The sequence below is a fragment of the Micromonospora sp. NPDC050495 genome (genome assembly GCF_040655175.1).
In the GTDB taxonomy this organism is placed as follows: Bacteria; Actinomycetota; Actinomycetes; order Mycobacteriales; family Micromonosporaceae; genus Micromonospora.
The window spans coordinates 261,261-280,173 of the sequence record NZ_JBFAJK010000002.1; the positions used below are offsets into that span (position 1 = coordinate 261,261).

Here is an 18,913-nt window from a genome sequence, read left to right on the forward strand (position 1 = left end):
GTGTCGCCCACGGCCCCGCGGGGCCGCGGGCGGCTCACGGCTGGCGCTGCGCCTCGAAGTGGGCCTTCATGGCCGGGTAGTAGTCGGCGAAGTCCGGCATCGGCCGGTCGTCACGGGCGGCCACCAGCGCGTCCAGGTAGTACTCCCAGCCCGGTCCGACCTCGCCGACGCCCGCGGTGTCGGTCAGGTGCTGGGTGAACCGCAGCTCGGTCCCGCCCGCGCGTTCCGCGAGCACCAGGTCCAGGTGCCAGCTGCCCTGCTCATCGACGGCGGACAGCGCCAGCCGGCGCGGCGGGTCGCACGCGTCGACGGTGAGATCCAGCCAGGGCTCGCCCTCCTCGTACGCCATCTGCACCTTGATCGTGTGTCCCGGCGCCGCGTCGCCCTGCCAGGGTCCGAACCAGCGCGCCGTGCGTTCCGGATCGGTGAGGCTCGCCCAGACGTCTGCCAGCGGCGCGCGGAACACGCGGGTCAGCACGAGGTCGTTGCCGAACAGTCGGCCGGTGGGGGACGGGCTCATGCGATCTCCTCCTGGGCGGCGCTGCCTCCGGCGGCCCGCTGCCGCTCGCGTCGGGTGCGGTGGACCTCGGTCTCCAGCGCGTCGAGGCGGTGCTGCCAGCCGGCCGGGCGGGTCAGCCGCGCCAGCCAGCCGGCCAGCTCGTCGAGCGGCGCGGTGACCAGGGTGTAGACCCGGCGACGCCCGTCGACGGTGTCCCGGACCAGACCGGCCTCGCGCAGCACCCGCAGGTGGCGGCTGACGGCGGGCCGGCTGATCGCGAAGCGGTCGGCGATCTGCCCGGCGGCCAGGGGCTGCGCGCGCACCATCAGGAGAATGTCCCGCCGCACCGGGTCGGCCAGCGCGGCCGCCACCTCGTCCACCCGGAAAGCGTAACCTACTGGTTACGCGTCGGCAAGCGGAACACACCGGATCCGCGAAGCCCGCCGCTACCCGCTCCGGCAGCACCGCCGGCGGGCCCGCCACGGGCCGGCCGGCGGTTGCCACTGGCCGGGCCCGCATACTGGTCGGATGGCAAAGCGGATGACCGACGGGGAGTGGCAGCGGTTCGTCGCCGAGGGCACGCGCACCGGCAAGCTCGCGACGACGCGGGCCGACGGCTCGCCGCACCTGGTGCCGGTCTGGTTCGTGCTCGACGGCGACGACGTGCTGTTCAACACCGGCAAGACCTCGGTGAAGGCCCGTAACCTGGCCCGCGACGCCCGGGCCGTGCTGTGCGTGGACGACGAGCACCCGCCGTACGCGTTCGTCACCCTGCGCGGCCGCGTCAGCATCAGCGAGGACCTGGCCGAGATGCGGCAGTGGGCGACCCGCATCGGCGCGCGCTACATGGGCGCCGACCGGGCCGCGGAGTTCGGCGCCCGCAACGCCGTGGCCGGCGAGCTGCTGGTGCGCCTGCGGGTCGAGAAGGCCCTCGGCTACACCGGCGTCGCCGACTGAGCACGGTCGCGGACGCCGGGCGGCGGCGCTGCCGCCGCCCGGCGTCCGGACCGGGGTCAACCGGTCTCAGGAGCAGGGCGCTCCCGCGCAGACGTCGACCACGGCGCCGGTGAGCAGGAACGTCGCCTTCTGCTGCTGTGCCGCGGGCTGGGCCCGCGGGAACTCGTGCGGGTCGTCGCCGTACTCGGGGCCGGCCGGCGGGAGGTTCGTCGGCGGTGGCGCGGTGGCACCGCCGCTGTTCCAGATCACGATCGCCGAACCCGGGTACGGGTACCCGCGGATCGGCGCGATGCCCCAGTAGGGCGTGACGTCGCGCGACCAGCCGTCGGCGAGCGCCGGGGTGTGCAGGCGGGCGCCGATGGTGCGCGCCTCGACCTCGGCCGCGGCCGGGGAGACCTGGTGGTCGCCGAAGGCCACGTGCATCAGCACCTGGTGCGCCGGGGTGCCCGGCAACGGCCGGTCGGTCATGTGCTGGGCGTACCCGTTGGCCTCGGCCCGGTCCCACAGCATCTGCAGCAACGCGAAGATCAGCTGCTGGTCGGCCCGGTCCGGGTAGGACTGGTCCATGATGCTCTGGAACGGGGCGAAGTCGAGGCTGCGCTGCAACAGCGTCGAGTAGTTCATCGCCGGCACGCCGAGCACCGAGCGGGTCCAGTCCTGGGCGATGGCGGTGAGCGCGCCACCGTTGATGCCGCCCTGGCTGTTGCCGTCGTAGTGCAGCCCGCCCGGCCCGTCGATCAACGGCCGGCCGGCGGCGTCGGTGAACGCCGGGTCGGCGCCGAAGCCGGCCGGGTGGATCATCGCCCGGCCGAGGAAGAGGAAGTTCAGGAAGCTCTGCTGCAGCCGGTCCGCCACCGCGGGGAAGGCGCTGAGGTCGCTGAACGCGCCGGCGACGTACGGGACGTCGGCGTTGGCCATGCCGATCCAACTGGTGGCGCAGAAGGTGAAGTTGTGGCTGGCCGACATCTCCTTGACGTTTCCGGCGTTGATCTCGGTCGGGCGGCCGAGCAGGCCGTGGCCGTAGAGCGACAGGTGCGCCGGAGCGGCGGCGGAGGCGCCGCGCGGGATGTTGCAGACGAAGTCGGCCTGCACCGTCGCGCCGGAGGGGGTGGGCCGGGCGTCCGGCGTGCCGGCCTTCCCGTCGCCGCCGGCCGGACCGTAGTGCAGCCGCGACCCGGGGCCGCCGGTGCCGGTCAGATAGGACGGTACGGCGATGGTGCCGCTCACCTGCCGGGCGATCCGCGGATCCTGCTCCGGCGAGTAGTTCACCACCTGACCGACGGTGAACGACGGCGCCTTCGTGCCGAGGGCGGCGAACGCGCCGTCGCGGATCGCCAGCATCCGCCCGGTGAGACCCTGCCGGCTCGCCACCGTGAAGTCCCAGGCGAGGTAGAGGTCGTGCCGCTTGACGTGGGCGGCGCTCAGGTCGGCGAGGATCCGCTTCAGCTGCGGGGCGCGGGGGTCCCCGGGGTGGGCGCCGCCGCCCTTGACGTACGCCCGGAACGCGGCCGGCGCCGGGATCAGCCGGCCCTGGTGGTCCCGCAGGCCGCGCAGGCCCACGACGTAGCGGGCGCCCTCGGTCAGCGCGACGGCCGGCCGGATGATCAGCACCTGGCGGTCGGGCTGACCGGCGGCGTGCGCGTCCAGCTCCGCCCAGTACGGCGTGCGCCGGCCGGTGGCGCTGTCGAGCAGCACGACCGGCGCGTCCGGGGCCAGCGAACGGCCGATGTCGGTGACCGGCGCGATGCCGCTGGCGGTGGCGTCGAGGCCGGGCACGTGCACCAGGATCGGGGTGCCCGGGCTGAACCCGTCCTGCCGGTTCCACTCGGTCGGGTCGATCGGGACGCCGCCGACGGTGGTCGGCATCGAGGTGGCCGCGAACCGCACCCGTCGGCCGGTGGGGCTGCTCCGGTCGGGCACGGTGAAGTAGTCGTTCGGGAACGGCAGCAGGCACGCCGTGGGGTCGATCGGGTCGCAGGCGCCGTGCGCGGCCGGCCGCGGCGGTGCCGTGGGCGGTGCCGCGGCGGCGGTGGAGCCGAGCAGCACGGCACCTGCGGTGACCAGCACGGACAGGGCGAAGGGCAGCCGCCTGGGGGCGGTCACAGGCATCTCCTTCGAGGGTGGACGGAGGTGGAGCGCCGAGGTGGTGGGACGAGCCCGGTGGTGGGGGCGGATGTCCTTCCTACGCTCGTGAATGATTCTCGGCAAGAGTCCGACCGGATCGGGCTGCCCGTGCGCGTGCCGGCGCCGGGGCCCGGCGACCACGTTTGCCCGCTTGCGGAGGTGGGCAAGCATCGAGCCGACACACCCTCTCGGGAAGGGACGGCTCTCGTGCATGTCACCGGCATCATCTCGGCCATCATCATCGGTCTGATCATCGGCGCACTCGGCCGGCTGGTCGTACCCGGCAAGCAGAACATTCCAATCTGGCTCACGCTGCTCATCGGCGTGGTCGCCGCACTGCTCGGCACCGCGGTCGCCGGCGCGCTCGACGTGGCCGACACCAACGGCATCGACTGGATCGAGCTGCTCATCCAGGTCGTCTTCGCGGCGATCGGCGTGGCGATCACCGCCGGCGTCTACGGACGCCGCCGAATCTGACCTGTGCCCGACGGCCGGTCCGCCCGCTCTCCGGGCGGGCCGGCCGTCGGCTGTCCGGCCCGGGTGATGGCGCGTCCCCACTGTGCCGCGCCGGCCGCGGGTCAGCCCCGGACCCCCGGCACGCGGTATAAGAGGCTGTGGATCTCGGCTTCCGGAACCCGCGCGGCGGCGAACTCGGGCTGCGGCATCTGGCCGTGCTGGCCGCGGGGGTGGGCCTCGCCGTCGCCGTCTTCGTCGGCTCCTACCGGTTGGGCACCCGGGCCAGGCTGCCGGCAGCCCCCGCCCCGGGCACCGGCTGGTTCGCCGACCACTGGCCCTGGCTCGCCGGCGCGGGCGGGCTGCTGCTGGTCGGTCTCGTGCTGCGCGCCACCGGCGGGCGTGACGGGCGGCGGATGATGCCGCTCATCCTGCACGTCGTGCTGGTCGTGCTGCTCGGTCTCGCGACGTTCTCGGCCGTCGCGGCCAGCGCCTGGTACGGCCTCGGGAGGCCGGCGCTGCCCAGGGAGAGTCGTCTGGACACGCGGGCCGGCGTGGACCTGGTGAAGCTCGGCCTCACCGTGGCCGGCGGGCTCGGCGGCGTCATCGCGCTGGTGGTGGCGTACCGGCGGCAACGGGTGACCGAGCAGGAGAACGCCCGGGCCGAGGAGGAGGCCCACCGGGCCCGGATCCGGGACGAACGGGAATCGACGAAGTTCGTGACCGAGCGGTTCGCCGCCGCCTGCACCCTGCTCGGGCACGACGCCCCCGCGGTCCGACTCGCCGGGGTGTACGCGGTCGCGGCGCTCGCCGACGACTGGGTGGACCAGCGCCAGGCCTGCATCGACGTGCTCTGCTCCTACCTGCGGATGCCGTACGAGCCGGACCCGGGGGCGACCGGCTTCCGGCAGGGCGAACGGGAGGTGCGGCTCTCCATCACCCGGGTGATCCGGGACCACCTGCGCAGCAGCGCCACCATCGCGTGGAACGAGCACGCCTTCGACCTGTCCGGCGCGGTCTTCGACTGCGGTGACCTCAGCCAGATCATCCTCACCGGACGGATGGACCTGAGCCACGCCCGTTTCGTCGACGGCACCGTCGACCTCCAGGACGTGGCCCTGCGCGGCGGCTTCCTGGACCTGACCGGGGCGACGGTCGCCGGTGGTTGGCTCGACCTGCGCGGCGCCCGCTTCTTCGACGTGTCACTGCGCGGCGGCGTCACCCTGGACCTGCGCGGCGCCACCGTCCGTGGTGGCGGCGTCGACCTGCGCGACAGCGCCTTCCGGGGCGGTCAGGTCGACCTGCGCGGCATCACCTTCGCCGGCGGCATCGTCGACCTGCGCGCGCCGGCCGACTGGTCCCGCCCGCCGGAGCTGAACTACGACCCGGTCCCGGACGGGCTCTGGCTGCCGGACGCGCCCCGGCGGGCACCCGGTGCGGGGGCGGGCCGGGCGGACGCGCCGCTGCCCTGAGCCCGGGCCCGGTGGCCCGCGCGACCGCTCGCGGCCGCTCGCGGGCTCGCGCACCGAGCCGGCCGGGCCGACGCGGGGCGGTCAGTCGCTGGCGGGCTGGAACAGCTCCACCGGGTTTCCGGCGGGATCGTCCAGCACGATCTGGCGCCCGCCGGGGCCGGTGACGATGTCGCTGCGGAACGCCACGCCACCGGTCCGGAGCCGGGCCACCTCGGCGTCGATGTCCTCGACGAGCAGGTGGATGCGGTTCCAGCCGCCCGGGTGCGGGGTGCGTCCGTCCGGCATCGCCCGGCCGGCCGAACTGGCCGGGCCGGACAGCAGCAGCCGCAGGTTTCCGCGGCGTACGTCGGCGAACGCGGGCGGGAAGGCGGTGCGCGGGCTGAAGCCCAGGTGGGTGGTGTAGAAGTCGACGGCGGCCTGGACGTCGTCGACGAGGTAACGGACGGAAACGGTCTGGTCGGTCATGACGCCTCCAGTGCGGGTGCGGCGGCGATGGCGTGCAACAGGAACTCGACGCGTTCGGCGAGCTCGGCGGTGACCCGCTCGAAGGCGGGCCGGCCCTGCGGGTCGGTGGCCGGGTCGGGGATGCTCCAGTGCGCGGTGGCCGGCCGGCCCGGGAACTCGGGGCACACCTCCCGGACCCGGTCGCAGAGCGTGATGACGTGGTCGAAGGGCTGGCCGGCGAACTCGTCGAGGTGCTTCGGCCGGGCGGCGCCCAGGTCGACGCCGCGCGCGGCGAGCACCGCCAGCACGTCCGGGTGGATCGGCTTCGGCCGGCTGCCCGCGCTGAACGCCGCCACGGCGCCGGCGGACCGCTGCCGCAGCAGGGCCTCGGCGAGCTGCGAGCGCGAGCTGTTGCCGGTGCACAGGAACAGCACCCGCGCCGCCGGCGGCGTGGCCACCGGCGGCGGTGTGTAGCGCAGCCCCGGGTGCAACGCGCCGCCGGTGGCGGCCAGCAGGTGCCCGCAGCGGGTGAGGTCGAGCCGGTAGTAGACGTCCCGGCCGTCGGCGGAGCTGCGCCGGGTCCGGACCAGCTCTGCCCGCCGCAACCGGCCCAGGTGGTAGGAGACGAGGCTCTGCCGCTCGCCGAGCAACGCGGTCAGCTCGTGCACCTGCCGGTCGCCGCGGGCCAGCTCGCCCAGCAGCCGCCACCGCACCGGATGCCCCGCGGCCCGCAGGAAATCCGGCAGGGCCGCGCCGGTTCCGCTCCGGTCGCGCCGCATGAGCCGACGATACATCAAATCACTTTGATGCAAAGCCCGTCCGCCGGGACCGGGTCAGCGCCAGGCCGCCGAGGACGACGCCGGCCAGTGCGGTCAACGCGGCCACGGTCGCCACGACCCGGTCCGTGGTGAGGGTTCCCGTGCCCACATCGGACGCGGCGTACAGCAGTGCGCTGGACATGATGTTCTCCTGGTCGATCGAGGGTTACCGACCCACATCGTGTCCGGCCGGCCCGCCCCGGCGCGTCGTACCGCCGTCGTCATTGCCCGCTGCTGCCGGCGCGGCAGGAGGCGGGCGGCTACCGCGCCGGTGGTAGCCGGGGATGGTCCGGGCGCACGATCCGGCGGCGGAGCACCGTGGCTACAGTGCCCGCACGGGCGGTGCGCGGATCGGTGTCCGGGACTATTGGTGGCCGTCGGCGTCGCGGCGCTCCTGGTGGTCGTCGCGCTCTCCGAGGACCGCGCCGCCACCGACCTCGATCCGCTGGGCTACGCCCAGTTGGCCGCCGGTGGCCTGGCCCTGGCCCTGCGCCGGCGTGCCCCGGTCGCCGTGCTGGTCCTCACCGGGTTGTGCGCGGTGGGCTATCAGGCGGCCCGGTTCAACGTGTTCGCCGTGGCGTACCTCGTGGCGGTGTATTCGGCGATGCGGGCGGGTCGCCGGACCGCGACCGTGGCGACGAGCGTGGCCATGCTGGTCGCGCTGCCGCTCGCGGCGATGCTCGCCGGCCGGCACGACGCGGGCGCGGCCTTCGCGCAGGCCCGGGGGGTACTCGAGCTGGCCTGGCTGATCGCCGCCGGGGCGGCGGGGGAGGCGCTGCGCCAGGCCGAAGGCCGGGCGGACGAGGCCGAGCGCAGCCGCGAGGAGACCGCGCTGCGCCGCGCCGGCGAGGAGCGGCTGCCGACCCTGACCGCACCGACCGGGACCTGCATGCCGCCGGGCGTCCGGTCGGGCGGCACGTCCGGTGGGGACGGCGCGGTCGGGTGGGCGGCGGGCGCCCCGATCGGTCGATGGTCCCGGGCAGGAGATGGCGATATGCGGCTGAGTGGATGCTTTGGATGTGATGATGGCGTATGTGGGAAATGCCGCTACCGAAATGACCATGCCTCAGATCTCGCCGCTCGCCGGTGAGCCGATCAAACGTGCCGACGCCGTGCGGCTCGCCGGGGTCCTCAAGGCCCTCGCCGACCCTGCCCGGCTGCGCCTGGTCAGCCTGATCCAGTCCGCCCCCGAGGGCGAGGCGTCCGTCTCGGACCTGACCGCGCCGCTGGGTCTCTCCCAGCCCACGGTCAGCCACCACCTGCGCATCCTCACCGAGGCCGGCCTGCTGGAGCGGGAGAAGCGCGGGGTCTGGGCGTACTACCGGCTGGTGCCGAGCGCGATCGCGACCATCGCGGATCTGCTCACCCCGCCCCGCAAGCGATCGACCCGGCGTACGCGCTGACGGGCGCGGCGGCGCCGCGGACCTGACGCCGGCCCGCGGCCGGGCGCCGCGCGGCTGACCGGGCCGGGGGAGCGGCGGGAAGCGCGGCAGGCGCGCCCGCCGCTCGACGCTGCCCTGCTCAGCCCGCGCGACCGCCGGAAGCGTTCGTGCCGACCGGGCCCGAGCCGACGGCCGGCCTGGGACCGCAACCGACCTGGGGCGACGGTCGTCGACGCTCCCTTGACCCGGGCATCGGTAAGCCGTAGCCTACCGTTCGTGGCTACTTACCAAGCGGCCGACGGGTGGGACGCGTTGGGCGATCCCACCCGGCGGGCCATCGTCGCCTGCCTGGCCGAGCGACCCCGCGCCGTCGGCGAACTCGCCGACGAGCTGCCGGTCAGCCGGCCCGCGGTGTCCCAGCACCTCAAGGTCCTCAAGGACGCCGGGCTGGTCACCGATCAGGCGGCGGGCACCCGCCGGGTCTACCGGCTCAATCCCGCCGGGGTGGCCGCGCTCCGGGACCAGCTGGACACGTTCTGGCGCCGGGCGCTGGGCAGCTACCAGGACATCGTCGAGGAACCGACCGAGGAGACCCCATGACCGGCACAACAGTCCCCGCCGTCCGCCGACAGATCGTCGTCGAGGCCCCACTGGGACGGGCGTTCACCGTGTTCACCGAGCGGTTCGGTGACGTCAAGCCGCCGGAGCACAACCTGCTCGGCGCCGCGATCGCGGAGACGGTGTTCGAGCCCCGGGTCGGCGGCCACATCTACGACCGCGCCGTCGACGGCACCGTCTGCCGGTGGGCGCGGGTGCTCGTCTACGAACCCCCGAACCGGGTCGTGTTCAGCTGGGACATCGACCCGCAGTGGCAGATCGAGACGGACCCGGACCGGACCAGCCAGGTCGAGGTCCGGTTCGTCGCCGAGACCCCGCACCGCACCCGGGTGGAGCTGGAACACCGCCACCTCGACCGGCACGGCCCGGGCTGGCGGTCGGTGAGCGACGGCGTCGGCCACGACGAGGGATGGCCGCTGTACCTGGCCCGGTACGCCGCCCTGTTCACCCGGGGCGGCTGAGGCCGCCGCCGGCCGGCCGCCCCGGCCGGAGTCGGGCCGGGGTGGCCAGCCGCTGCGGGCCGGCGGGCGCCGGGTCGCTCAGGCGTTGGTCAGCAGGCCGGCGGCGGCCCGGACCTGGTCGACCGCCCGGCGCAGCGCGGCCACGATCCGCTCCTCGGTGTCGGCGCCGAGCCGGGCCACCGGCACGGAGAGGCTGATCGCGTCGCCGGCCGGGGCGCGCAGGGGTACGGCCATCGCGACGCAGACGATGCCCTCGGTGCTCTCCTCGCGGTCGACCGCGTAGCCCCGGCGGCGGATGGCGGCCAGGTCGGCGTGCAGCGCCTCCGGCGTGCTGAGCGTGTGCCGGGTCAACGCCCGCAGGGGCCGGGGCAGCAGCGCGTCGACCTCCTCGTCGGGGCGCTCGGCGAGCAGCACCTTGCCGAGGGCCGTGGCGTGCGCCGGCAACTGCCGGCCGATGGCGCTGTAGAGCCGCAGCGGGTGCACGGACTCGCGCTTGGCGAGGTAGACGACGTGCGGCCCGTCGAGGCGACCCAGGTGGACGGTCTCGCCGAACTGCCGGGACAGCTCGTCGAGCACGGTGCCGAGCAGGCCCAGGGCGTCGTCTGCGGTGAGGTACGCGGCACCGACCTGGAGGGCGCGCAGGCCGAGCCCGAACCGGGTGCCGGTCAGGTCGCTCTCCACCCAGCCGCGCTGGGCCAGCGTGCGCAGGATGCCGTGCAGGCTGCTCTTCGGGATGCCGAGGTCGCGGGCCAGGTCGACGAGGGACCGCCGGTGCGGGGAGGCGGCGAGCGCCTCGAGCACCTCCAGCGTCCGGCCGGCGGACTTCACCGGGGAGAACCCGTCGGGCGAGGTCATGGCGGCCACTCTAGCGGGGTTGACAGCGCGACGGCCGTCGCTAGGGTCATGTATGTGACTAGCGTTCGCCATTCTGAACAGGGTGATCCGGCGGGCAGCGGCGTGGTCGAGGCCGTCGCCGCCGGCCGGATCCTGCCGGTGGTCGTGCTCCACGAGGCGCGTGACGCCGCCCCGCTGGCCGCGGCGCTCGTCGCCGGCGGGCTGCGCGGCGTCGAGGTGACGTTCCGCACCGCTGCCGCCGCGGCGGCGATCCGGGTCATGGCGCAGCGACCCGACCTGCTCGTCGGGGCGGGCACCGTGGTGACTCCGGCCCAGGTCGACGAGGCGGTCGAGGCGGGCGCGCGGTTCGTGGTCAGCCCCGGCTTCGGGCCGGCCGTGGTGCGGCACTGCCAGCGGCTCGGGGTGCCGGTCTTTCCCGGCGTCACCAGCCCCACCGAGATCATGATGGCGCTCGACGCCGGCCTGGACACGGTCAAGTTCTTCCCCGCCGAGCAGCTCGGCGGCCTCGGGATGATCAAGGCGTTGGCCGCGCCGTTCGGCGCGGTGCGGTTCATCCCCACCGGCGGGGTGAACACCGACAACCTCGCCGCGTACCTGGCCCATCCGGCGGTGCTGGCCGTGGGCGGCACCTGGATGGTCGCCCCGGACCTGATCGCCGCCGGGCGCTGGGACGAGGTCACCCGCCGCACCGCGGCCGCCGTGGCGGTCGCCCGGCCCGGCCCGGAGGCGTGAGGTGCTGCGGATCCGTCCCGCCGGCGACTGCCGGTACGACCTGGTCTCGCTCGGCGAGATCATGCTGCGCCTCGACCCCGGCGCGGGGCGGGTGCGCGCCGCCCGCAGCTTCCGCGCCTGGGAGGGCGGCGGCGAGTACAACGTCGCGCGCGGCCTGCGCCGCTGCTTCGGCCTGCGTACCGCCGTGGTCACCGCCTTCGCCGACAACGAGATCGGGCGCCTGCTCGAGGACCTGGTCCTCCAGGGCGGCGTGGACACCTCCCTCATCACCTGGCTGCCGTACGACGGGATCGGCCGCACCGTGCGCAACGGCCTCAACTTCACCGAGCGCGGCTTCGGCGTACGCGGCGCCGTCGGCACCTCCGACCGGGGGCACACGGCGGCGAGCCAACTGCGGCCTGAGGACGTCGACTGGGAGCATCTCTTCGGCACGCTGGGGGTGCGCTGGCTGCACACCGGCGGCATCTACGCCGCCCTCTCCGCCACCACCCCGGACACCATCGAGGCCGCCATGCGGGCCGCCCGCCGGCACGGCACCGTCATCTCGTACGACCTGAACTACCGGCTCAGCCTCTGGCAGGCCATCGGCGGGCAGCCCCGGGCCCGGGAGGTCAACCGCCGCCTCGCCCGCTACGTCGACGTGATGATCGGCAACGAGGAGGACTTCACCGCGTCGCTCGGCTTCGAGGTGCCCGACACCGACGCGTCGCTGTCCCACCTCGAGGCGGCCAACTTCGAGCGGATGATCGCGGCGGTCACCGGGGAGTACGACAATCTCAGGGTGGTCGCCACCACCCTGCGTACCGTGCGCAGCGCCACGGTCAACGACTGGGGCGCGATCGCCTGGTCGGCCGCCGGTGGGTTCGTCCAGGCCACCCACCGGGCCGGCCTGGAGATCATGGACCGGGTCGGCGGCGGCGACAGCTTCGCCTCCGGGCTGATCTACGGGCTGCTGACCACCGGCGACCTGGCCACCGCCGTGGAGTACGGCGCGGCGCACGGCGCGCTGGCCATGACCACCCCCGGCGACACCTCGATGGCGAGCCTGCCGGAGGTCGAGGCGCTGGTGCGCGGCGCCGGCGCTCGGGTGCGGCGGTAGCGGCCGACGGCAGCCGTCGCAAACCCCCGTCGATCTCCCGCCGGGTGCGCCATGATGAGTCCTGGCGTACCCGGCTCCGCGGCCGGTGCCGGACGCCGCCGCCGGCCGGACGGCGGCGCGACCGGGCGGCGGACCCGGTCCGGGCGTGTCGGGGAGCAAAACTTGATTGATTCCAAAAGACTGGGCTAGGGTCGTGCCATGGCGTCCGACTTCGAGACTCGACTGCGGGCGGTCTCGTTGCGGGTGACCCGGCCCCGGCTGGCGGTGCTCACCGCGCTGCGCGACCACCCGCACGTCGCCACCGACACGGTGATCGCGTTGGTGCGGGCGGACCAGCCCACCGTCTCCCACCAGGCGGTGTACGACGTGCTGCGCGCCCTCACCGACGCCGGGCTGGTGCGGCGCATCCAGCCGGCCCGGGCCACCGCCCGCTACGAGCTGCGGGTGGGGGACAACCACCACCACGTCGTCTGCCGCTCCTGCGGCGCGATCGCCGACGTCGACTGCGCCGTCGGCCACGCTCCCTGTCTCACCGCCTCCGACCACCACGGCTTCGTGGTCGACGAGGCGGAGGTCGTCTACTGGGGCACCTGCCCCGGCTGCGCGACCGCACGCACCTCCCAGTGATCCGCCAGTTCGGAAGGAAACAGATGAGCGACACCCAGGACAACACCCCGGTGAGCGCACAGGGCGTGGACGCGAAGGCCGCGGCCGGCTGCCCGGTCGCGCACGACTCCGTGACCGCGCACGGCAGCGAGAGCGAGAACCCGGCGATCGACTCGCCGACCCCGAAGACCGGGGGTCGTCCGCGCAGCAACCGGGACTGGTGGCCCAACCAGCTCGACCTGTCGGTGCTGCACGCCAACTCGCCCAAGAGCAACCCGCTGGGGCCGGACTTCACCTACGCCCGGGAGTTCGCCAAGCTCGACGTCGAAGCCCTCAAGCGGGACATCACCGAGGTCCTCACCACGTCGCAGGACTGGTGGCCGGCCGACTTCGGCCACTACGGCGGCCTGATGATCCGGATGAGCTGGCACTCCGCGGGCACCTACCGCATCCAGGACGGCCGCGGTGGCGCCGGCGACGGCGGCCAGCGGTTCGCCCCGCTCAACAGCTGGCCGGACAACGCCAACCTGGACAAGGCCCGCCGGCTGCTCTGGCCGGTCAAGCAGAAGTACGGCCAGAAGGTCTCCTGGGCCGACCTGCTGGTGCTCGCCGGCAACGTCGCGCTGGAGTCGATGGGCTTCAAGACCTTCGGCTTCGCCTTCGGCCGCGAGGACGTCTGGGAGCCCGAGGAGATCTTCTGGGGCCCGGAGGACACCTGGCTCGGCGACGAGCGCTACGTCTCCGAGAAGGAGATGGCCGAGGACGTCGGCGCGACCGAGATGGGACTCATCTACGTCAACCCGGAGGGCCCGCGCGGCAACGCCGACCCGGCCGCCGCGGCCCACTTCATCCGGGAGACCTTCCGCCGGATGGCGATGGACGACGAGGAGACCGTCGCCCTCATCGCAGGCGGCCACACCTTCGGCAAGACCCACGGCGCCGGCGTCGCCGACGACCACGTCGGCCCCGAGCCCGAGGGGGCCCCGCTGGAGGCGCAGGGTCTGGGCTGGCTGAGCACCTACGGCAGCGGCGCGGGTCCGGACACGATCACCAGCGGTCTCGAGGTGACCTGGACCGACCTGCCGACGCAGTGGAGCAACCGCTTCTTCGAGATCCTCTTCGGCTTCGAGTGGGAGCTCACCACGAGCCCCGGTGGCGCCAAGCAGTGGGTCGCCAAGGACGCCCCGGAGATCATCCCGGACCCGTTCGACCCGGCGAAGAAGTACAAGCCGACGATGCTCACCACCGACCTGGCGCTGCGGGTCGACCCGGCGTACGAGAAGGTCTCCCGCCGCTTCCTGGAGCACCCCGACGAGTTCGCGCTGGCCTTCGCCAAGGCCTGGTACAAGCTGCTGCACCGCGACATGGGTCCGGTCAGCCGCTTCCTCGGCCCGTGGGTGCCGGAGCCCCAGCTGTGGCAGGACCCGGTGCCGGCCGTCGACCACGAGCTCGTCGGCGAGGCCGACATCGCCGCCCTCAAGGCCAAGGTTCTGGAGTCCGGGCTCACCACCGCCCAGCTGGTCGCCACCGCCTGGGCCTCGGCCGCGAGCTTCCGCTCCACCGACAAGCGGGGCGGCGCCAACGGCGCCCGGATCCGGCTCGAGCCCCAGCGCAGCTGGGAGGTGAACGAGCCCGAGCAGCTCGCCACGGTGCTGGCGACCCTCGAGGGCATCCAGCGGGAGTTCAACTCCGCCGGCGGCGCGCAGATCTCGCTCGCCGACCTCATCGTGCTGGCCGGTTCGGCCGCCGTCGAGAAGGCGGCGCGGGACGCGGGCGTGCCGGTGACCGTGCCGTTCCACCCGGGCCGCACCGACGCCTCCCAGGAGCAGACCGACGTCGAGTCGTTCCGGGTGCTGGAGCCGCGCGCCGACGGGTTCCGCAACTACCTGCGTCCGGGCGAGAAGACCCAGCCGGAGGTGCTGCTCGTCGACCGGGCCTTCATGCTCAACCTGACCGCGCCCGAGATGACCGTCCTCGTCGGCGGCCTGCGTGCCCTCGAGGCCAACGTCGGTGGCGCCCGGCACGGTGTGCTCACCGACCGGCCCGGCGTGCTCAGCAACGACTTCTTCGCCAACCTGCTCTCGCCGGGCACCCGGTGGAAGGCGTCGGAGTCCGCCGAGCACGTCTACGAGATCCGCGACCTGGCCACCGACGAGGTGAAGTGGACCGCCACCGCGGTCGACCTCATCTTCGGCTCCAACTCCCAGCTGCGGGCCCTCGCCGAGGTCTACGCCAGCGAGGACGCGCGCGAGAAGTTCGTGACCGACTTCGTCGCGGCCTGGACCAAGGTCATGGAGCTGGACCGGTTCGACCTGGCCTGATCCGGCCCTGACGGCGAGCCCCGGCCGATCCCTGGTGGATCGACCGGGGCTCGCCCGTGCTCGTGGCGTGGCGTGGCGTGACCTCAGCCGAGCCGGACCGGCGACCCGATCCCGGCCCGGCGGGCGTGCGCGGCGACCGCCGCGTAGAGGGCGACGTCGAGGACGCCCATGCCGAACGGGTTGAGCACGACGTACGGCGCCGCCACGCCCCGGGCGGCGTTCCGGCCGGTGAGCAGGCCGCCCAGCGTGGCGTCGATCGGGCGGGCCGGGCCGCCGCCCCCGTCGGGGCGGGCGACCAGGCCGGCGGCCATCAGCCGGCCGAGCGGGCGGCGCGGGTTGTCGGCCACCAGGTCCAGGTCGTCGACGTAGAGCGCGGCCGCGCCGAGGAGCGTCGCGTCGGTGAGATCGCCGAGGGAGACGTTGACGACCAGCGCGCCGGTGCGCGGCCAGTCTGGCTCGACGTACCCCTCGTCGGCCGTGGTGGTGAGGACGGTGACCTCGCCGGCCGCCACCGCCTCGCGGGCGTCGGCGTGCACGGTGACCCGGAGGTCACCGTGGTCGAGGGCGGCGGCCAGCCGGCGCGCGGCCGCCGGGGAGCGGTCGAACAGCGACACCGCGCGCAGCTCCGGCAGTCGGCGGCGGAGCAGCGCCGCGTGCATCCGGCCCTGGGCGCCGCAGCCGACGATCGCCAGCGAGCGTGCCCCGGCGTAGCCGGCCGCGTCCACCCCGACCGCGCTGACCGCCGCGGTGCGTACCGCGCTGAGCAGGCCCGCCTCCAGGATGGTGGTGATCCGTGCGGTCTCCGGGTCGAAGCAGAGGCCGATCCCGCCGGCGCGGTCCAGGCCGGCGGCCGGGTTGGACACGCTGGCGTTGATGATCTTCATGCCGTAGCTCGGGGGCGCCGACCGCACGCCGCCCGGCATGCCGATCGACCGGGTGTACGCGCCCTCGGCGTTCTCCCAGCGCAGGTACGCCTCGGCGGGCAGCACGCAGCGCCCCCGGTCGTGCTCGGCCAGGGTGGCACGGACGACCTCCACCGGGTCGAGGTCGCGCAGGCAGCCGCGTACGTCGTCGCGGGACAGCACGGTGACCGTGCCGGCGCCGGCCAGCCCGGTGTCCGCCTGGTCGAACCACAGCCGCTCGTCGATCACGCCAGCTCCCCACCGCGGCACCACTCCAGCGCCGCCATCGCGCTGTACAGCTTGTTCTCCGCCTGCTCGAAGGCGATGCTACGGGGACCGTCGAGCACCTCGGCGGTGACCTCCTCGCCCCGGTGCGCCGGCAGGTCGTGCATGAACAGCGCGTCCGGGCTGCTCCGCCACAGCTCCCCGGTCACCTGGAACGGGGCGAAGACCGTCCGCCAGTCCGGGTCCTGCTTGGTCGTCCCGGTCGTCTGCCACCGGGTGGTGTAGACGGCGTCGACCTTCGCCGGCAGCTCGCCCGGATCGTGGCTCTCCTCCACCAGCGCACCGCAACGCGCGGCGTGCGCCCGCGCGCGGGCCAGCACGTCCGGCGCCAGCCCGTACCCGGGCGGGGTGCGCAGGTGCAGTTCGGCGCCGGGGAAGCGGCTGAGGGCCAGCGCCAGCGCGGCGGCGGAGTTGTTCCCCTCCCCGAGGTAGAGCAGGCGCAGCCCGTCGACGCGACCGAACCGGCGGAGCACCGTGGTCAGGTCCGCGAGCGCCTGGGTGGGGTGCTCGTCCGCGCTCATCGCGTTGATCACCGCCATCCGCTCCTGGGCGGCCATCGCCCGCAACTGGGCCGGATCATCCGCGGTGCGCGCCACCAGCACGTCCAGCATGGTGGCCAGCACCCGCCCGGTGTCCTCGATCGACTCCCCGGTGTTGGTCTGCAGGTCACCCGGGCCGTACGCGATGATCTGCGCGCCGAGCCGCAGCGCGCCGGAGGAGAAGGCGGTGCGGGTCCGGGTCGAGGTGCGGCGGAAGTAGATCCCGACCACGTCCCCGCGCAGCGACGCCTGCGCCGCGCGGGGCCGGGCGGCCAGCCCCGCCGCCCGGCCCACGACGGCGCGCAGGTCCTCGTCGGACAGGTCGTCCAGGGAGATGAGGTGACGGATCGCCGGTGCCATGGATGTGCTCCTCACCTGGTGGTGGCCAGCGGGCGTGGGCGGGGCGCCAGCTCCGGCAGGTCGCCGAAGTGTTCACGCACCCACGAGTCGGAATAGATGGTGTCGAGGTAGCGGTTGCCGTCGTCGGGGAACAGCAGCACGCAGCGGGAACCGGCGGGGATCCGGGACCGGAGCTTCCCCAGCGCGGAGACGGTCGCCCCGGAGGAGCCACCGACCAGCAGCGCCTCCCGGGCCACCAGCGCCCGGCAGGCGCGTACGCACTCCAGGTCGCTCACGTGCACGATCTCGCTGACCACGGCGGTGTCCACCAGCGGCGGCCGCCGGGCGGCGCCGTGCCCGGGGAGCAGCCGGGTGCCCCGGGGGGTGTGGAAGATGGCGCTGCCCACCGCGTCGACCGCGACGAGCTTCGTGGTGAGCCCGTGCTGGCGGATGTAGCGGGCGCAGCCGCGCATCGTGCCGCCGGTGCTGACCGAGCAGAACAGGTAGTCGACCCGGCCGTCGAGGCGGTCGGCGATCTCCCGCATCGTCTGCTCGTGGGCGGCGGCGTTGAGCGGGTTGGCGTACTGGTTGGGCCAGAAGGCGTCGGGCAGCTGCCCGACCAGCTCCCGGACCCGGGCGAGCCGGGCCCCGAGCAGGTCGTCGCCGGGCGCCTCGGTGATCACCTCGACGGCCGCGCCGTAGGCGCGCAGCAGGGCGATCGTCTGGGCGGTGGTACGCGCGTCGACCACGCAGACGAGGTCCAGCCCGAAGTACGCGCAGATCTGCGCCAGGCCGATGCCCAGGTTGCCCGACGTCGACTCCACCACGACCGAACGCCCCGGCACCAGCTCGCCGGACCGGATCTTGTCGCGCAGCATGTGCAGCGCCGTGCGGTCCTTGACGCTGCCGCCGGGGTTGAACTTCTCCAGCTTCGCGAACACCTGGATGGCCGCCGGGGCGAAGACGCGCTCCAGGGCGATCAGGGGTGTCCCGCCGATGGTCGTGAGCACCCCGCCGAGCTCAGCCGTGCTCATTGGACACCTACTCTCCTCATCCGGTCCGGACGGTGGCCGGCCCGCCCCGCGGCGACGTTCCCGCCGGAGACGACCGCGACGGTGGCGCCACCGGCCGGTCCGGCGGCGCGGCTCAGGTGGGCCGCGGTCGCCACCGCGCCGCTCGGCTCGGCCACCACGCCGAACCGGTCGAACAGGAACTCCTGCGCGGCGACGATGCTCTCCTCGTCGACCGTGACGACGTCGTCCACCAGCGCCCGGATGTGCTGCCAGGCCAGCTCGCCGAGGACCGGCGCGCGCAGCCCGTCGGCGATCGTCCGGTAGGTGCGCGCGACCGGCCAGCGGACCAGCCGGCCGCGGCGCACCGACTCGGCCGCGTCGCCGGCCAGCGCCGGCTCCACCCCGACCACCCGGGCCCGCGGGGCGAGCGCCCGGACCGCGACGGCGACCCCCGCGAGCAGGCCACCGTTGCAGACCGGGACCAGCACGGTGCCGAGCTGCGGTAGGTCGGCGACGATCTCCGCGCCGACGGTGCCGTGGCCGGCGATCACGTCGAAGTCGGCGGAGCCGACCGGCGCCGCCCCGGTGGACGCGCACAGCTCGGCCGTGGTCGACTCGCGCAGCGCCGCCGGCACCACCACCACCCGGGCGCCGCTGGCCCGTACCGCCGCCACCTTGACCGGGGGCGCGGTGTCCGGCAGCACCACGGTGGCGCGCAGGCCGTGCCGGGACGCGGCGTACGCGACCGCGAGGCCGTGATTGCCCGAGGACTGGGCCAGGACGTGGTCGACGCCGGTCAGGCGGGCGACCGCGTTCAGCGCGCCGCGCACCTTGAACGACCCGGTCCGCTGCTGGTTCTCCGGCTTGATCCAGAGCTGGCCGCCGTCGTCGGCCGCCGGCCCGAGCAGGGGAGTGCGGTGCGTGGCGGGCCCGATCAGGTCCGCGGCGTCGGCGACGTCCCGGACGGTCACCAGGCGGGTGGGCGGCATCCGGC

Annotated in this window: 22 protein-coding genes; 11 read left to right on the top strand and 11 right to left on the bottom strand. The window is 74.4% G+C overall.

Annotated features, from left to right (window positions below; genetic code table 11):
- Positions 1-34 precede the first annotated feature (34 nt).
- Together AB0I11_RS04440 and AB0I11_RS04445 are read right to left on the bottom strand one after the other, a co-directional pair.
- On the bottom strand, positions 35-520 hold the full coding sequence (locus AB0I11_RS04440; protein WP_357312858.1) for an SRPBCC family protein: 486 nt from the start codon (positions 518-520) through the stop codon (positions 35-37).
- Positions 517-879, bottom strand: coding sequence for a metalloregulator ArsR/SmtB family transcription factor (locus AB0I11_RS04445; protein WP_357312861.1), 363 nt, complete (start codon positions 877-879; stop codon positions 517-519). Before AB0I11_RS04445 ends, AB0I11_RS04440 begins: the two co-directional genes overlap by 4 nt.
- Before the next feature lie 148 nt (positions 880-1,027).
- On the opposite strand from AB0I11_RS04445, the gene AB0I11_RS04450 reads away from it, so the two are divergent.
- A complete protein-coding gene (locus AB0I11_RS04450) occupies positions 1,028-1,456 on the top strand; it encodes a PPOX class F420-dependent oxidoreductase (RefSeq protein ID WP_357312864.1) in 429 nt (142 codons plus the stop codon).
- Between the two features lie 66 nt (positions 1,457-1,522).
- On the opposite strand, the gene AB0I11_RS04455 is transcribed toward AB0I11_RS04450, so the two are convergent.
- Complete coding sequence (locus AB0I11_RS04455; RefSeq protein ID WP_357312867.1) at positions 1,523-3,559, bottom strand: hypothetical protein; 2,037 nt, start codon at positions 3,557-3,559, stop codon at positions 1,523-1,525.
- A 228-nt stretch (positions 3,560-3,787) separates the two neighbouring features.
- On the opposite strand from AB0I11_RS04455, the gene AB0I11_RS04460 reads away from it, so the two are divergent.
- Both AB0I11_RS04460 and AB0I11_RS04465 read left to right on the top strand, forming a co-directional pair.
- Entirely contained in the window at positions 3,788-4,057 is a 270-nt protein-coding gene (locus tag AB0I11_RS04460; RefSeq protein WP_357312870.1) for a GlsB/YeaQ/YmgE family stress response membrane protein, read from the top strand.
- 137 nt (positions 4,058-4,194) lie between these two features.
- On the top strand, positions 4,195-5,505 hold the full coding sequence (locus AB0I11_RS04465) for a hypothetical protein (RefSeq protein ID WP_357312874.1): 1,311 nt from the start codon (positions 4,195-4,197) through the stop codon (positions 5,503-5,505).
- 81 nt (positions 5,506-5,586) lie between these two features.
- On the opposite strand, the gene AB0I11_RS04470 is transcribed toward AB0I11_RS04465, so the two are convergent.
- Genes AB0I11_RS04470 through AB0I11_RS04480 form a run of 3 tightly spaced genes read right to left on the bottom strand, consistent with a single transcriptional unit; the run spans position 5,587 to position 6,909 of the window.
- Positions 5,587-5,970, bottom strand: coding sequence for a VOC family protein (locus AB0I11_RS04470; protein ID WP_357312877.1), 384 nt, complete (start codon positions 5,968-5,970; stop codon positions 5,587-5,589).
- Positions 5,967-6,728, bottom strand: a complete 762-nt coding sequence (locus AB0I11_RS04475) for a metalloregulator ArsR/SmtB family transcription factor (RefSeq protein WP_357312882.1) — start codon at positions 6,726-6,728, stop codon at positions 5,967-5,969. Before AB0I11_RS04475 ends, AB0I11_RS04470 begins: the two co-directional genes overlap by 4 nt.
- A 19-nt stretch (positions 6,729-6,747) precedes the next feature.
- A complete protein-coding gene (locus tag AB0I11_RS04480; RefSeq protein ID WP_357312885.1) occupies positions 6,748-6,909 on the bottom strand; it encodes a DUF6223 family protein in 162 nt (53 codons plus the stop codon).
- A 228-nt stretch (positions 6,910-7,137) separates the two neighbouring features.
- On the opposite strand from AB0I11_RS04480, the gene AB0I11_RS04485 reads away from it, so the two are divergent.
- From AB0I11_RS04485 to AB0I11_RS04500, 4 genes are all read left to right on the top strand, one after another.
- Entirely contained in the window at positions 7,138-7,857 is a 720-nt protein-coding gene (locus AB0I11_RS04485) for a hypothetical protein (RefSeq protein ID WP_357312888.1), read from the top strand.
- Positions 7,793-8,170: a metalloregulator ArsR/SmtB family transcription factor gene (locus tag AB0I11_RS04490; protein WP_357312892.1), complete on the top strand. Its 378-nt coding sequence runs from the start codon at positions 7,793-7,795 to the stop codon at positions 8,168-8,170. Before AB0I11_RS04485 ends, AB0I11_RS04490 begins: the two co-directional genes overlap by 65 nt.
- A gap of 255 nt (positions 8,171-8,425) precedes the next feature.
- Positions 8,426-8,749 (top strand): metalloregulator ArsR/SmtB family transcription factor, encoded by a 324-nt coding sequence (locus tag AB0I11_RS04495; protein ID WP_357312895.1) that lies wholly within the window; start codon positions 8,426-8,428, stop codon positions 8,747-8,749.
- Complete coding sequence (locus tag AB0I11_RS04500; RefSeq protein WP_357312898.1) at positions 8,746-9,228, top strand: SRPBCC family protein; 483 nt, start codon at positions 8,746-8,748, stop codon at positions 9,226-9,228. Before AB0I11_RS04495 ends, AB0I11_RS04500 begins: the two co-directional genes overlap by 4 nt.
- A 78-nt stretch (positions 9,229-9,306) precedes the next feature.
- On the opposite strand, the gene AB0I11_RS04505 is transcribed toward AB0I11_RS04500, so the two are convergent.
- A complete protein-coding gene (locus AB0I11_RS04505) occupies positions 9,307-10,083 on the bottom strand; it encodes an IclR family transcriptional regulator (protein WP_357312901.1) in 777 nt (258 codons plus the stop codon).
- A gap of 102 nt (positions 10,084-10,185) precedes the next feature.
- On the opposite strand from AB0I11_RS04505, the gene eda reads away from it, so the two are divergent.
- The 4 genes from eda to katG all read left to right on the top strand — a co-directional run bounded on the left by eda (position 10,186) and on the right by katG (position 14,841).
- Positions 10,186-10,815, top strand: a complete 630-nt coding sequence (gene eda / locus AB0I11_RS04510) for a bifunctional 4-hydroxy-2-oxoglutarate aldolase/2-dehydro-3-deoxy-phosphogluconate aldolase (RefSeq protein WP_357312906.1) — start codon at positions 10,186-10,188, stop codon at positions 10,813-10,815.
- Position 10,816: 1 nt separating this feature from the next.
- Complete coding sequence (locus tag AB0I11_RS04515) at positions 10,817-11,914, top strand: sugar kinase (RefSeq protein ID WP_357312909.1); 1,098 nt, start codon at positions 10,817-10,819, stop codon at positions 11,912-11,914.
- 198 nt (positions 11,915-12,112) lie between these two features.
- A complete protein-coding gene (locus tag AB0I11_RS04520; protein WP_357312912.1) occupies positions 12,113-12,541 on the top strand; it encodes a Fur family transcriptional regulator in 429 nt (142 codons plus the stop codon).
- 23 nt (positions 12,542-12,564) lie between these two features.
- Entirely contained in the window at positions 12,565-14,841 is a 2,277-nt protein-coding gene (gene katG / locus AB0I11_RS04525) for a catalase/peroxidase HPI (RefSeq protein ID WP_357312916.1), read from the top strand.
- A gap of 83 nt (positions 14,842-14,924) precedes the next feature.
- Here katG and AB0I11_RS04530 read toward each other — a convergent pair whose 3' ends face one another.
- The 4 genes from AB0I11_RS04530 to AB0I11_RS04545 are packed head-to-tail and all read right to left on the bottom strand — an operon-like array spanning position 14,925 to position 18,908.
- Entirely contained in the window at positions 14,925-15,992 is a 1,068-nt protein-coding gene (locus AB0I11_RS04530) for an ornithine cyclodeaminase (protein ID WP_357312919.1), read from the bottom strand.
- On the bottom strand, positions 15,989-16,927 hold the full coding sequence (locus AB0I11_RS04535; RefSeq protein WP_357312922.1) for an ornithine carbamoyltransferase: 939 nt from the start codon (positions 16,925-16,927) through the stop codon (positions 15,989-15,991). Before AB0I11_RS04535 ends, AB0I11_RS04530 begins: the two co-directional genes overlap by 4 nt.
- An 11-nt stretch (positions 16,928-16,938) precedes the next feature.
- On the bottom strand, positions 16,939-17,940 hold the full coding sequence (sbnA, locus tag AB0I11_RS04540) for a 2,3-diaminopropionate biosynthesis protein SbnA (protein ID WP_357312925.1): 1,002 nt from the start codon (positions 17,938-17,940) through the stop codon (positions 16,939-16,941).
- Positions 17,937-18,908, bottom strand: a complete 972-nt coding sequence (locus tag AB0I11_RS04545) for a threonine/serine dehydratase (protein WP_357313494.1) — start codon at positions 18,906-18,908, stop codon at positions 17,937-17,939. Before AB0I11_RS04545 ends, sbnA begins: the two co-directional genes overlap by 4 nt.
- Positions 18,909-18,913 lie beyond the last annotated feature (5 nt).